Annotated in this window: 11 protein-coding genes; 6 read left to right on the forward strand and 5 right to left on the reverse strand. The window is 66.6% G+C overall.

The window, feature by feature from the left end:
* The first annotated feature begins 19 nt into the window (after nucleotides 1-19).
* The 5 genes from zwf (at nucleotide 20) to JN280_RS32840 (ending at nucleotide 4817) form a co-directional block, all read left to right on the forward strand.
* Nucleotides 20-1492, forward strand: a complete 1473-nt coding sequence (gene zwf / locus JN280_RS32820; RefSeq protein ID WP_202308442.1) for a glucose-6-phosphate dehydrogenase — start codon at nucleotides 20-22, stop codon at nucleotides 1490-1492.
* Nucleotides 1493-1494: 2 nt separating this feature from the next.
* Nucleotides 1495-2202, forward strand: coding sequence for a 6-phosphogluconolactonase (gene pgl, locus JN280_RS32825; RefSeq protein WP_244742421.1), 708 nt, complete (start codon nucleotides 1495-1497; stop codon nucleotides 2200-2202).
* 72 nt (nucleotides 2203-2274) lie between these two features.
* Nucleotides 2275-4098: a phosphogluconate dehydratase gene (edd, locus tag JN280_RS32830; RefSeq protein ID WP_202308444.1), complete on the forward strand. Its 1824-nt coding sequence runs from the start codon at nucleotides 2275-2277 to the stop codon at nucleotides 4096-4098.
* 63 nt (nucleotides 4099-4161) lie between these two features.
* Nucleotides 4162-4413 carry an AbrB/MazE/SpoVT family DNA-binding domain-containing protein gene (locus tag JN280_RS32835; RefSeq protein WP_202308446.1) on the forward strand — a complete coding sequence of 84 codons (252 nt, stop codon included), beginning with the start codon at nucleotides 4162-4164 and terminating at the stop codon, nucleotides 4411-4413.
* On the forward strand, nucleotides 4410-4817 hold the full coding sequence (locus tag JN280_RS32840; protein ID WP_202308448.1) for a type II toxin-antitoxin system VapC family toxin: 408 nt from the start codon (nucleotides 4410-4412) through the stop codon (nucleotides 4815-4817). Before JN280_RS32835 ends, JN280_RS32840 begins: the two co-directional genes overlap by 4 nt.
* 25 nt (nucleotides 4818-4842) lie before the next feature.
* On the opposite strand, the gene JN280_RS32845 is transcribed toward JN280_RS32840, so the two are convergent.
* Both JN280_RS32845 and JN280_RS32850 read right to left on the reverse strand, forming a co-directional pair.
* Nucleotides 4843-6486 carry a vWA domain-containing protein gene (locus JN280_RS32845; protein WP_202308450.1) on the reverse strand — a complete coding sequence of 548 codons (1644 nt, stop codon included), beginning with the start codon at nucleotides 6484-6486 and terminating at the stop codon, nucleotides 4843-4845.
* A 108-nt stretch (nucleotides 6487-6594) separates the two neighbouring features.
* A complete protein-coding gene (locus JN280_RS32850) occupies nucleotides 6595-7824 on the reverse strand; it encodes an acyl-CoA dehydrogenase family protein (protein WP_244743660.1) in 1230 nt (409 codons plus the stop codon).
* A gap of 352 nt (nucleotides 7825-8176) precedes the next feature.
* On the opposite strand from JN280_RS32850, the gene JN280_RS32855 reads away from it, so the two are divergent.
* Nucleotides 8177-8899, forward strand: coding sequence for a GntR family transcriptional regulator (locus tag JN280_RS32855; protein WP_202308454.1), 723 nt, complete (start codon nucleotides 8177-8179; stop codon nucleotides 8897-8899).
* 7 nt (nucleotides 8900-8906) lie between these two features.
* Here JN280_RS32855 and JN280_RS32860 read toward each other — a convergent pair whose 3' ends face one another.
* The 3 genes from JN280_RS32860 to JN280_RS32870 form a co-directional block, all read right to left on the reverse strand.
* Nucleotides 8907-9869: a GlxA family transcriptional regulator gene (locus tag JN280_RS32860; RefSeq protein WP_202308456.1), complete on the reverse strand. Its 963-nt coding sequence runs from the start codon at nucleotides 9867-9869 to the stop codon at nucleotides 8907-8909.
* Between the two features lie 203 nt (nucleotides 9870-10072).
* Entirely contained in the window at nucleotides 10073-10972 is a 900-nt protein-coding gene (folD, locus tag JN280_RS32865; protein ID WP_202308458.1) for a bifunctional methylenetetrahydrofolate dehydrogenase/methenyltetrahydrofolate cyclohydrolase FolD, read from the reverse strand.
* Between the two features lie 108 nt (nucleotides 10973-11080).
* On the reverse strand, nucleotides 11081-13429 hold the full coding sequence (locus JN280_RS32870) for a GNVR domain-containing protein (protein WP_342216134.1): 2349 nt from the start codon (nucleotides 13427-13429) through the stop codon (nucleotides 11081-11083).
* Between the last annotated feature and the right edge of the window lie 84 nt (nucleotides 13430-13513).

Consider the following 13513-nt stretch of genomic DNA (forward strand, 5'->3'; position numbering starts at 1 on the left):
AGCCAGAACGGATCAAGTGATGACAAGTCAGATCATTCCCGTGGACCCCTTCGATTTCGTCATGTTCGGCGCGACCGGCGATCTGGCCGAACGCAAGCTGCTGCCGGCCCTCTATCGGCGCCAGGCCGCGGGCCAGTTCTCCGAGCCGACCCGAATCATCGGCGCATCCCGCTCCAGGATGACGGACGAGGAGTATCGCGCCTATGCGCGCACCGCGATCAGCGAGCACGTGAAGCCCGAGGAGATCGAGCAGGAAGAGCTCGACCGCTTCATCCAGCGGCTTTCCTACATCCCGGTCGATGCAAAATCCGGAGACGGCTTCCCCACCCTGAAGGATGCGATCGGCAAGACCGACCGCATCCGCGTCTTCTATCTGGCGGTCGGCCCCGAACTGTTCGGCACGATCGCCGACAAGCTCAAGGAGCATGGGCTCATCTGCTCCGACTGCCGTATCGTGGTGGAAAAGCCGATCGGCCGCGACCTCGCCTCCGCCCGCGCCCTCAACGATCTGATCGGCAACGACTTCCGCGAGCAGCAGATCTTCCGCATCGACCACTATCTGGGCAAGGAGACGGTGCAGAACCTGATGGCGCTGCGCTTTGCCAATGCGCTCTACGAGCCCTTGTGGAACTCGGCCCATGTCGACCATGTCCAGATCACGGTGGCCGAAACCGTTGGCCTCGAAGGTCGTGCCGGCTACTACGACAAGGCGGGCGCGCTGCGCGACATGGTGCAGAACCACATGCTGCAGCTCCTGTGCCTCGTCGCCATGGAGCCGCCCGCCTCGATGGACGCCGACGCCGTGCGCGACGAGAAGCTGAAGGTGCTGCGTTCCCTGAAGCGCATCAACGGCAACGAGGCGCCGAAGAACACGGTGCGCGGACAGTACCGCGCCGGGGCTTCCGCCAACGGTCCGGTCAAGGGTTATGTCGAGGAGCTCGAGAACGGCGAAAGCCGCACCGAGACCTTCGTCGCCATCAAGGCCGAGATCGCCAACTGGCGCTGGGCCGGAGTGCCTTTCTATCTGCGCACCGGCAAGCGGCTCGCCCAGCGCGTCTCGGAGATCGTCATCGAGTTCAAGCAGATCCCGCATTCGATTTTCGGCGAAAGCGCCGGGCCGATCGCGGCCAACCAGCTCGTCATCCGCCTGCAGCCGGACGAAGGCGTGAGGCAGTGGCTGATGATCAAGGATCCGGGCCCGGGCGGCATGCGTCTGCGTCACGTGCCGCTCGATATGAGCTTCGCCCAGGCCTTCGACGTGCGCAATCCCGACGCCTATGAACGGCTGATCATGGACGTCGTGCGCGGCAACCAGACGCTGTTCATGCGCCGCGACGAGGTGGAAGCCGCCTGGAACTGGATCGATCCGATCCAGCATGCCTGGGACGAAGGCCGCCAGGACGCGCAGGGCTATACGGCGGGAACATGGGGCCCCTCGGCCTCGATCGCGCTCATCGAGCGTGACGGCCGCACCTGGCACGAAAGCAACTGAGCATGGACGGCACTTCCGCCCCGGCTCTTGCATGGAACACCTTCGGCTCCTCGGCGGAACTGGCGGCGGCACTGGCCGGGCGCGTCGGCGACGCCTTGCGCGATGCCGTCGCTCGACGCGGCACCGGATTCATCGCGGTTTCGGGCGGCACCACCCCGGCCCTGTTCTTCCGCACGCTGTCGAATGAGGAGCTCGACTGGCAAAAGGTGATCGTGACGCTCGTCGACGAGCGTTTCGTCGACCGCTCCTCGCCGCGCGCCAATGCGGGGCTGGTCAAGGCGAACCTCCTTCAGAACAAGGCGGCCACTGCCCGTTTCGAGGATCTTTACCGCGCCGCGCCCGACCTCGATGCAGCGGCCGGGACTGCCGATGCCGCGTTGCGCGCCCTGCCCTGGCCGCTCGACGTTGCTGTGCTCGGCATGGGCGGCGACGGCCATACGGCATCGTTCTTCCCCGGCGCCGCCAATCTCGCCGCGCTGCTCGACCCGGCATCGACGAGCGTCGTGCTGCCCACCCACGCATCCGACGGCGAACCGCGACTGACCTTGCCGCTCGCCCGCCTCGTCGAGGCGCCGATGGTGGCCCTCCACATAGAGGGCGCCGAGAAACGCAAGGTGCTGGAGAGCGCGCTTGCCGACGGAAGCACGCTTCCGATCCGCAGCGCGCTCGACGGCGCCGCCAACCCGGTTCAGCTGTTCTGGGCGCCCTGAACCGCCGCTTTGGTCCGCGCGCCGCTCCTCCCGCGGCCGTGGCCGCACCGCGCCCCGCAAGGACCGACTATCATGACCGCCAGGAACGATATCCAAGCCATCACCGAAAGGATCAGGGAGCGCTCGCGGCCGGCCCGCGAGGCCTATCTCGACCGGCTCGATGCCGCCGCGTCGCGCAGCGCCAACCGCGCGGTGCTCTCCTGCGGCAACCTCGCCCACGGCTTCGCCGTCTGCGCGCCGTCGGAGAAGACGGCGCTCGCCGAAGACCGCATCCCGAATCTCGGCATCATCACCTCCTACAACGACATGCTGTCGGCGCATCAGCCCTTCGAGACGTTCCCGCAGCTGATCAAGGAGGCAGCGCGCGAGGCCGGCGGCATCGCCCAGGTGGCCGGCGGCGTGCCGGCCATGTGCGACGGCGTCACCCAAGGGCAGCCCGGCATGGGGCTCTCGCTGTTCTCGCGCGACGTGATCGCCATGGCGACGGCGGTCGGGCTGTCGCACAACATGTTCGACGCGGCGGTCTATCTCGGCGTCTGCGACAAGATCGTGCCGGGCCTGCTCATCGCCGCGCTCACCTTCGGCCACCTGCCGGCCGTCTTCATTCCGGCCGGACCGATGACCTCGGGCCTGCCCAACGACGAGAAGGCGAAGGTCCGCCAACTCTATGCCGAAGGCAAGGTCGGACGCGCCGAACTGCTCGAAGCCGAATCGAAATCCTATCACGGACCCGGCACCTGCACCTTCTACGGCACCGCCAATTCGAACCAGATGCTGATGGAGATCATGGGGCTTCACATACCGGGCTCCTCCTTCGTCAATCCGGGCACGCCGCTGCGCGACGCGCTGACCAGGGAAGCAGCGAAGCGGGCGCTCGCCATCACCGCGCTCGGCAATGCCTATACGCCGGTCGGCCGCGTGATCGACGAGCGCGCGGTCGTCAACGGCGTGGTCGGGCTACACGCGACCGGCGGCTCGACCAATCACACGATCCATCTCATCGCCATGGCCGCGGCCGCCGGCATAACGCTCACCTGGCAGGACATCTCCGATCTCTCCGAGGCCGCACCGCTGCTCGCGCGCGTCTATCCCAACGGCCTCGCCGACGTGAACCATTTCCACGCCGCCGGCGGGCTCGGTTTCCTCATCCGCGAGTTGCTCGATGCGGGCCTTCTGCATGAGGATGTGCGCACGGTCTGGGGCGAGGGCCTGCGGCCCTATACGGTCGAAGCCCGGCTCGGCGACGATGGCGGCGTGGTGCGAGCGCCGGCCCCCGCGACCAGCGGCGACGAGAAGGTTCTGGCGCCGGCCGCCAAGGCGTTCCAGCCGACCGGCGGCCTGAAGGTGCTCTCGGGCAATCTCGGCAAGGCGATCATCAAGACATCAGCGGTAAAGCCCGAGCGGCGCGTCATCGAGGCGCCGGCGCTGGTCTTCGACAGCCAGCAGGCCTTGAACGACGCCTTCAAGGCCGGCCGGCTCGATCACGACTTCGTCGCGGTGATCCGCTTCCAGGGGCCCAAGGCCAACGGCATGCCGGAATTGCACAAGCTCACCACCGTGCTCGGCGTGCTGCAGGACCGCGGCCGCAAGGTGGCGCTGGTCACCGACGGGCGCATGTCGGGGGCATCCGGCAAGGTGCCGGCCGCGATCCACGTCACGCCCGAAGCGCTCGACGGCGGCCCGATCGGCAAGGTTCGCGACGGCGACATCGTCAGGGTCGACGCCGAAACCGGGCTGCTGGAAGCGCTGGTGCCGCCGGAAGAATTCGCCGCACGCAAGATGCCCACGCCCGACCTGTCGGCCAATGGCCACGGCTTCGGGCGCGAGCTGTTCGAAGGGTTCCGTCAGTTGGCCACCCGAGCCGACCACGGCGCCAGCGCCTTTGGGACAGCCTAGCCTCTTGAAAGCAAGGGAGAACCGCCTTACCTTCCGAGCAGACATAAACATGGAACGCTGGCGATGCCCTCCTTGACCATTACCGCGAAAGGACAGGTGACGCTCCGCAAAGAACTCCTTAAGCATCTTGGCGTGGGGCCCGGCGAAAAAATCTCGGTCGAACTCCTGCCGGATGGAAAGGCTTCGATCAGGGCGGAGAAGGCCGATAATTCGATCGAGAGGCTTTTCGGTTTCTTGAAGAAGGAGAAAGAGGCACCTCTGTCCCTCGACGAAATCGACAAGATCATCGTCGACGGCTGGGCAAAGCGTCGATGAAAATCACGGCAGACACAAACGTTCTGCTTCGCGCCTTTCTCGACGACCACCCTTCCCAGAGCCCGCACGCTCAGGCAGCATTGCAGGGCGCGCAAATCGTTGCGATCAGCCTGCCGACCTTGTGCGAGTTCGTCTGGGTCCTTCGCCAAGGATACAAGAGGTCGCGGATCGATATTTTGTCGCTTCTTCGCGCGATGCTCGAAACACCCAACATCGTCATGGACAGGCCCACCGTCGAGGCCGGGCTCGCAATCATGAATGCCGGCGGTGATTTTGCCGACGGTGTGGCCGCGTTCGAAGGGCGCAGGCTTGGAGGGGCGTCCTTCGTGACCTTCGACCGCCAAGCGGCGAGTTTGCTTGCCATGACCGGCGCGAGTGTAGAACTTTTGCCTGCCGAGGCTTGAGCGAGCCGCCGGCCATGTTCGCCAATCAAGGCACCGCCACTTCCACCCGCTCGCCTGCCTTCACCGTCGCGCTTGCTTCCTTCTTTTCGCCATCGTCGCCGCGATCCACGACGACGACGTAGTCGCCGGCCGGCAGCGTGGTCTGGTGCGTCTCGGCATAGGCGTAGCCGAACTCCTTGCGCTTGCCTTGGAGGTCCTTTTTGGCCGCGAACACCTCGATATGCCTGGCGCCCGGCGCCGAAACCGCAAGCACGCCGGCGTTCAGCGTCACCCCGACCTCGACGAGTTGCCCGGCCTTCACGGCGAAATCCTGCTCGGCAGGCGCTTCGTCCAGCTTCGCGACCGCTGTATAGTCACCTGGCGGCAGGTCGAATTTCCCGTCTGGACCGTAGGCATAAGAGACTTGTTCGCGGCTACCGTCGATCCGCTTCGCGGCCTTGTAGATATTGAGGGCGAGTCCGCCCTCCTCGACCTTCATGCCCGGCACGTAGAAGGCGTTGACGAGCGCACGGCCGACACCGACGACGACATCCCTCTCGACGATCCCGCCGGCCTCGACCATGGCTGTTTCTGTCGCTTCTCCCTCGCCGAGCCTCACGGTGACCTGCTGCTTACCGGCTGGCACGACGATCCTCGTCTCGCCGTAGCCGATCGCCTCTCCCTCGCCCGGATGATCGACGACCACCTGTGCCGCATCGCTCACTTCCGCGCCCGCGCTGGCCAGCGGACGGACGACCAGCGTCCCGGCGTTGAGCACGAATACCGGCTCCGCGACCTTGCCCTCCTCGATCCTGACCTGTTGCTCGGCCGAGGCTTCGCCAAGGCGCGCCACGACGACATAGTCACCCGGGTCGAGATCGCCCTTGTAATCATTGTACTCCGTCGCGACCCGCTCACCCTTGCCGCCCGCCGCGTCTGCCCGGTGGATCTCGTAGGCATTGCCGGCATCGCTGAGCGGCTCGCCGCCTTCGGCCAGCACCAGCTGCGGCACGAAGTTGTGCTCGGGCTTGGCCGGCACCGTGGCCGGCGCCGGTTCGGGCGCGGGTTCCGCAACGACCGTCTCCACCAGCGCCTCCTCGAGCGCGCTCGCGTCGGAAGCCTGGATGTATTTGCCGCCGGTGTTCTCGGCGAGACAGGCAACCTGCCTGCCTTCCTCCGCCGTCAGGCCGAAGCCGACGACATGGGCTGTGAAGTCGATTCCCGACTGCTCCAGTTCCCCGCCGACCGCGCAGGGGTCGGCCTCGCAGGTTTCCAGCCCGTCGGTGATGAGGATGACGGTGGCCTTCTCTTCCGTATAGCGCAATGCCTCGGCCGCCTGCCTGACCGAGGCCGTCAGCGGCGTCTTGCCGAGGAATTTGAGATTGTCGGCCGCCGACGCGATGGCATCCGCCCTGCCGGCCGCGGGCGGGACGACGAGTTCTATGTCGGCGCAGTTCCCCTTCTCGCGATGGCCGTAGGCCAGAAGGCCCAATTCCATATCGGCCGGGACGGATTGCAGAACCGTGCGCAATGTCCGCCTGGCAATTTCGAGCTTGGGCTTGCCGTCGATCTGGCCCCACATCGAACCCGAGGCATCGAGCACGATGATGGCCTTGTCGGCCGCATGTGAAACGGCAGCCGTCATCGCCAGCGCCAGGAGACCGACTATCACGCGAAATACCGCTGCCATCATTTTTCCCCCGCGAGATGGATTCTGCCGGCAAGCTATCGCATCGGTCCGAAAACCGGAATCGTTTTCGTAGCGAAAAACGCGCTGGTCCGTTCGGAAGGCGGCGACTTACCAGCCACGCCCTTCGTTCAGGGCCTTCGCCGACAGAGCCGGCCGCCAGTTATCGATCCCCTGTGTTCCGGGCGCGATCGCATTGACGCGCTTCAGTTCGAATCGGGCCAGCTGGTCGCGATGCACCTCGTCGGGGCCGTCCGCGAGACGGAGCATGCGCGCCAGCGCATAAGCCGAAGCGAGCCCGAAATCGTTGCTCGTACCCCCGCCGCCGAAGGCCTGTATCGCCCAGTCGATCACCTGGCAGGCCATGTTCGGGACTGCGATCTTGATCATGGCGATCTCGGCCCTGGCCGCCTTGTTGCCGACCGTATCCATCCTTTGGGCTGCGTTCAGCGTCAGCAGGCGTGCCTGCTCGATCATGATGCGAGCCTCGGCGATCCGCTCGCGCGTCACCGACTGGTCCGCCACCGGCTTGCCGAAGGTCGTGCGCTGCTGGACGCGCACGCACATCCTTTCGAGCGCGCGTTCCGACAGGCCGATCAGGCGCATGCAATGGTGGATGCGTCCCGGTCCGAGTCTTCCCTGGGCGATCTCGAAGCCCCTGCCCTCGCCCAGCAGGATGTTGGAGGCGGGAACGCGCACATTCTCGAAGAGCACTTCCGAAGCACGATCCGGCATGCCGTAGAAACCGAAGACGGGCAGCGACCGCCGCACCGTCACGCCTGGCGTGTCCGTCGGAACAAGGACCATCGATTGCTGCCTGTAGCGGTCGGGATTGTCGGGGTCGGTCTTACCCATGAAGATCACGATCTTGCAGCGCGGGTCCGTCGCGCCGGTCGTGTACCATTTGTGGCCGTTGATCACATATTCGTCGCCCTCGCGACGGATGCTGCTTTCGATGTTGGTGGCGTCGCTCGACGCGACCGCCGGCTCGGTCATCGCGAAGGCCGAGCGGATCTCGCCGGCGAGAAGCGGCACGAGCCACCGGCGCTTCTGCTCCTCGGTGCCGTAGCGCTCCAGCACCTCCATGTTGCCGGTGTCGGGGGCCGAGCAGTTGAAGACCTCGGGGGCGAGGTGCGACCGGCCCATGATCGCGCAGAGCGGCGCATAGTCGAGATTTGTGAGGCCGGCGCCGAGATCCGATTGCGGAAGGAAGAGGTTCCACAGCCCCTCGGCTTTGGCCCGCGCCTTCAGTTCCTCCACGACCGGCTGTACCCGCCAGGGGCCGAGGTCCTCCGTCTCCTGGAAGAAGCGCTGCTCGTTGGGATAGACATGGGCATCCATGAAAGCGCACAGCCGAGCTTCCAGATCCTTTGTCCGTTCGGTTTTTTCGAATGCCGTCACGCCATCCTCCTCGAAAGCACAAGCCTCGACACCGTGGTCGGAAGGTCGACCCATGTCCGGGGGACATGAATAAAGCGGTTCATTTCATCTGGCAATATCGTCAGACGATTTTGATAGACAGTGATTGGAAAAGCTCCGAGAGTAGATGGAGTAACGGCCGGCGCTCCGAGTGCAGGTTATCGGCGACGGCTCTCGTCTCCGCCCCTTGTTGAACCGGGTGGCAGCGGGTTATTCCGGTGGCGAGGGACAAAGGCCGGCTTGGCCGATGGGACAAGACATGGAAGCTGCGTCGATGAGAGCCGGCCCTGACAGCGCATCGACCGGCATCGTGAGTTCATCCGACCAGATCGTGCGCGACATCGTGCGCGGTCTTTACGAAGGCCGCTACGCTGCCGGCCAGCGGCTCGTCGAGCCCGACCTGATGCGGCGCTACGGCGTCGGCCGCAGCACGGTGCGCGAGGCGATCAAGCGGCTGGCGGCGGAAGGAATTGCCGTCACACATGCCTTTCGCGGCGCGCAGATCCGCCAGCTCTCGCGCATCGACGCATGCAACGTGCTCCTGGTGATGGAACTGATGGTCGGGCTCGCGGCGCGCCAGGCGGCCGAGAACATCTCGACACCCGGCGCCGGCGACGGCTTCAGGGAGAGCCTCGACACGCTTCTGGCTTTCGAGCGGCAGGGCGATTCCTACGAGCTGGTGCGCGCCCGCAACCGCTTCTACCGGACCATGACGCGCCTTGGCGGGAACCGGGAGGTGGAACGGCTCCTTCCAAGCATCCAGGTGCATCTGGTGCGGGCCCAGTTGAGGCTGCCGCCGGAACAGCGCTTCGCCGACTACCGCGCGATTGCCGAGGCGGTGCTCGCCGGCGATGCGCAGCGGGCTGAAGAAGCCGCGCGCGGCTACATTCGCCGCACCGCCGAAACGCTCGCTCTGCTTCCCGATTCCGCCTTCGCCCCCGACGAGCCGGCAACCGGCCCGACGCCGGGCGAGGGTGAAGACCCCGAGGGGACCTGATCGCCCTTCAATAGGTGGTGCGCCGTTCCTCGGAGGGCGGGCGGCCGAACTGCAGGCGATAGCTCTGCGCGAAATAGGAATGCGAGGTGAAGCCCGTCGCGATCGCCACGTCGAGGATCGGCATGTTGGTCTGGCGCAGCAGCTCGCGCGCCCGTTCGAGCCGCAGCCGCATATAGTAGCGGCCGGGCGTGACGTTGAGATGCCGCAGGAACAGCCGTTCGACCTGGCGCACGGAGAGCCCCGCCGACTTGGCGAGCTCGACCGCGGAGAAAGGTTCGTCGAGATTGTCGGCCATCAGCTCGACGATCTTCCTCAGCTTCTCCGACTTGCCGGTCAGGTCGCGCTCGGGCCCGACCCGCTGCCGGTCTTGGGCCGAGCGGATGCGCTCGTGCTGGAACTGATTGGCCACCGAATTGGCGACATTGACGCCGAAGTCGCCGCGCACGATCTCCAGCATGAGATCGATCGAGGTCGTCCCGCCGGCGCAGGTATAGCGCTTGCGGTCGATCTCGAAGACGTTGCCGGTGCATTCGATATCGGGAAAGCGCTCCATGAAGCCGGCGCGGTTCTCCCAATGGATGGTGCAGCGATGCCCTTCGAGTTGCCCGGCTTCAGCCAGCAGGTAGGAGCCCACCGACAGCGCGCCGAGCGCGCCGCCGCGGCGGCCCCAGCTACGCAAGGCCGCGAGCACCTTGCTCTTGCCTGGAAACTCGGTGGTCAGGCCGAGCGAAACGAAGAGGATGTCGACCGGCGGGATGTCGGCGACGCTGTAGTCGACCTTCAGCGGCAGGCCGTTGGAGGCCATGACGGCTTCGCCGTCGGGCGAGACGGTCGTCCAGGAATAGAAGTCGTGGCCGACCAGCCGGTTGGCCGAGCGCACCGTGTCGATCGCCGCGGCGAGCGAGAACATCGAGAACTTGTCGACCAGCAGGAAGGCGAAATGCCGGCTGCCTTGAATGGTGGCGGTCATGACCGGCTTTCCGAACCTCTCCCAAAGCCGTGCGGCGGTGGCGGCATGCTCACCAGAAACGCGAGCGTTGCGCAAGACCGTGCGGTGGCGGCATCTGAAGCATGTCTTCCGAAAGTGTCCGGCGGTTTAGGGAAAAAGACATGCGCTGGATCGAGGGCCTACGGCGTGTCGCGTGAATTCACCCCGACACGCTGTAGGGATGGTCAGAATTCCGGACGTTTGCGGCCTGCCGCCAGATGGGCCGCGGCAAGCGTGTTGGCCATCAGCATGGCGATCGTCATCGGGCCGACCCCGCCGGGGACCGGCGTTATCGCACCGGCGATCTCGGCCGCCTCGGCATAGGCGACGTCGCCGACCAGCCGCGACTTGCCTTCGCCCTTCTCGGGCGCGGGAATCCGGTTGATGCCGACATCGATGACGGTGGCGCCCGGCTTCACCCAGTCGCCGCGCACCATCTCCGGCCGCCCGACGGCCGCGACCAGTATGTCGGCCGTGCGCGCCAGCGCAGGCAGATCCCTGGTCCTGCTGTGGGCGATGGTCACGGTGCAATTGGCGGCGAGCAGCAGGTTGGCCATCGGCTTGCCGACGATGTTCGAACGGCCGACCACCACCGCGTTCAGCCCCGACAGATCCTTGCCGCGGACACGCTCTATGAGCAGCATGCATCCGGCCGGGGTGCAGGGCACGAAGGCGGTTTCGAGAGCGCCGGCGCCGAGCTTGCCGACATTGATGAAGTGAAAACCGTCGACGTCCTTCTCCGGCGCGATCGTCTGGATCACCTTGCCCGAATCGATCTGCGCCGGCAGCGGGAGCTGGACCAGGATGCCGTGGATCGCGGGATCGGCATTGAGCTCGCCGATCAGCTTCAGCAGGTCGGCTTCGGGCGTGTCGGCCGGCAGCGTATGCTGGACCGAATGGAAGCCGCATTCCCTGGCCTTCCTCGACTTCGATGCGACGTAGACCTGGCTCGCCGGATCCTCGCCGACAATGACCACCGCCAGGCCGGGCGTCACGCCGCCCGCCGCGACGAACTCGGCCGTCAGCCTCTTGACCTTGTCCGCGACCTCCTCGCCGACCGCCTTGCCATCGATGATGTGCGTCATGTGTGCGACCCCGATCGTTCTTCCACCGAGGCCGCATAATGGCGAAAAATCGCCACGGCAATCCCGCCTGAGCGCCGTCCCGTGACGTAAACTCGCAAGCCCGGCCGCTCAGCCGGCGCGGCGACGCGCCCGGCTTTCGGCGAGATCGTGCAGCGCTTCGCGGAAATCGCGCAGGCTGTCGCGGATTTCGTCGATGCCGTTCGGCGCCGCAACCGGCCAAGGGTCGCCGGCGGTATGATGCGACGACCGCGCCGCCGACTTCGCAGAAGGCTGCGGCGCGACCTGCGCGGAATAGGCGTGGGGATAAGCGACCGGCTCCATCGGTAACGGCTGCGTCCATGGCTGCGTGGCCGGATACGCCAACGTCGCCGGATACGTCGCCACGAGAGGCTGCGCATAGGCGACCGGCTGAGACGGGAATGGCTGGGCTTGCGCCATCGCCTGGGACACGAACTGCCGGGCCGGCGCGACCGGCTGTGGCTTCGGAGGGAACCAGGGCGCGGGCGCGGCGACAGGCTGGCCGCGATCGAGATTCGCGCGCCGGAAAGCTTGCAGCCAGCCGGACGGGCGACCGTCGCCCGCCGCGCCGGACCGGCGCGCGGCTACGCGGGACGTCTCGCCGCTGTTGGGAACAGGCCGCTCCCTCACCGGCTCGACAGGCCCCGGACCAGGTGGACCAGGGTCGCGGGGGTCAGGCGGCCCAGGCGGCAACCCGCCTTGCGCCGCTCCATCGGCCGGTGGGATCGGACGGTTCGGTCGCGGCCGGATCGCGGTGTTTTCGCGAAGACTCTGCCAGGCGCCGCGCGCGCCGCCAAGGCCGACGCCGGCCATGAAGCCGAGCAGCGCTCCGGCGAGCACGATCATCGAACGGGACGGACCGAGCGGCGTCAGCGGGGCGAGGGCCCGCGAGATCACGCTCATATTGGCGGTGTTGATATCCTTCTGCTCGCCCGTCTCCCTGGCGCGCAGGAGGAAAGCCTCGTAGACGGCGCGCTTTGCCGCCGCATCCCGCTCAAGCTCGCGCAAGGTCACGAGATCGTCGCTGACCGTGCCCTGGCGCACCTTGAGCTGCGCCAGCCGTGTCGACAGTTCCTGCTCGAGCTGGACGGCGCGCCTCAATTCCGTCTGGTTCGACGCAACGATACGCCTGAGTTCGTTGGCGATCCTGCCCCTGGCGCCGTCGAGCTGGGCTTCGGCTGCGATCCTGTCGGGGTGGCGCGGCCCGAGCCGCACGGCCAGCCGGTCGGCCTCTGCCTTCAACGCCGCATATTGCGACCTCAGTTCGGTCATGACGTTGGAGTTCATCTCCTCCGGCAGGCCGCCGCCGATCGCGTCGTTGACGTCGATATCCTTGCCCGACGCCGCCCTTGCGTTCAATTCGAGCGTGCGGGCCCGGGCGACGGCAAGCTGATCGTTCAGCCTGAGGATTTCGTCGTCGGTGATCAGCCTGCCCTGGGCATCGATGAGGTCGTTCTCGGCGCGATAGGCCTCCGCCTTGCGCTCGGCCGCCTCGACGCCGCTGCGCAATTCGTCGAGGCGTGCGTTGAGCTCTTCGGCGGCGCGGCCGGCCGTGCCGGCCTGAAGTTCCCCCGATGTCTGCAGGAACACGTCGGTGACGGTGTTGGCGATCAGCGCGGATTTCTCCGGGTCGCGGGTCTTCGCCGCTACGACAATGACGAAAGTCTTGCCTCCGCGCTCCACACTGAGGCTTTCGGCGAGATTCTCGACGGCAAGCCTGCGCTTGCGATCGCCGGCGGCCGTCGCATCGCTGCGCGACAAGAGCGAACGGAGTTCCGAATAGACGCTGCCGAGGCCGCCTGAGCCCTGGCCGTTGAATTCGGGATCGTCGGCGAGATTGAGCTTGTCCACGACCTTGTTGAGCACGGACCCTGATGTGATGACGCGAACCTGGTTCTCGACCAGGGCGAGGGTCGCGTCCGACGGCAGGCCCGACTGGGTAAGCTCGCGGTCGACCAGCTTCAGGTCGCGCGGATCGAAGAGGATCTCGGCGACCGCCTCGTATTTCTTCGGCGTCGACAGCGCAACCGCGATGCCCAGCAGGGCACCGAGCACAGTCGTTGCGGCTATCAGGCGCCTGGCGTTGACGATCCCCATGATGACTTTCATCGGGTCGATCAGCGGCCGCCAGATCTCCTCGTCGCGCTCCTCGATCAGGCGTGAAGCGTACCGCTCGTTTGAGGGTTCGTCCGCCATGCGCGGCTGGGCGGCAGCGGGCATCGGCTGCGGCGCCGGCGCCGGCGCCGCGCTTTCTCGCGCGGGTTCGTCCGCTTCGCTCCCCCAGCCGCTCGACGGCGGACGGCCAAGCAGTCGCTCGCGCAGGGTGGGTGCACGGGAGACGGGCTCGATCTTCCGGTCGGACTGACGTGGCGCCGGCTCGGCCTTGGCCGCAACCTCCTCGGCCGCGCGCCGGTCCGCCTCGGCCAAGGCGGCGAGCAACGGGCTTTGCCCGGCATCGCGTCGCGGCTGCGGACCAGGGCGATCACCGCCGCGCTCTTCCGGCGTCGCATTCCCGAACGAAAG

Origin of the sequence: Mesorhizobium sp. L-8-10 (assembly GCF_016756635.1) — a bacterium.
Classification (GTDB): domain Bacteria; phylum Pseudomonadota; class Alphaproteobacteria; order Rhizobiales; family Rhizobiaceae.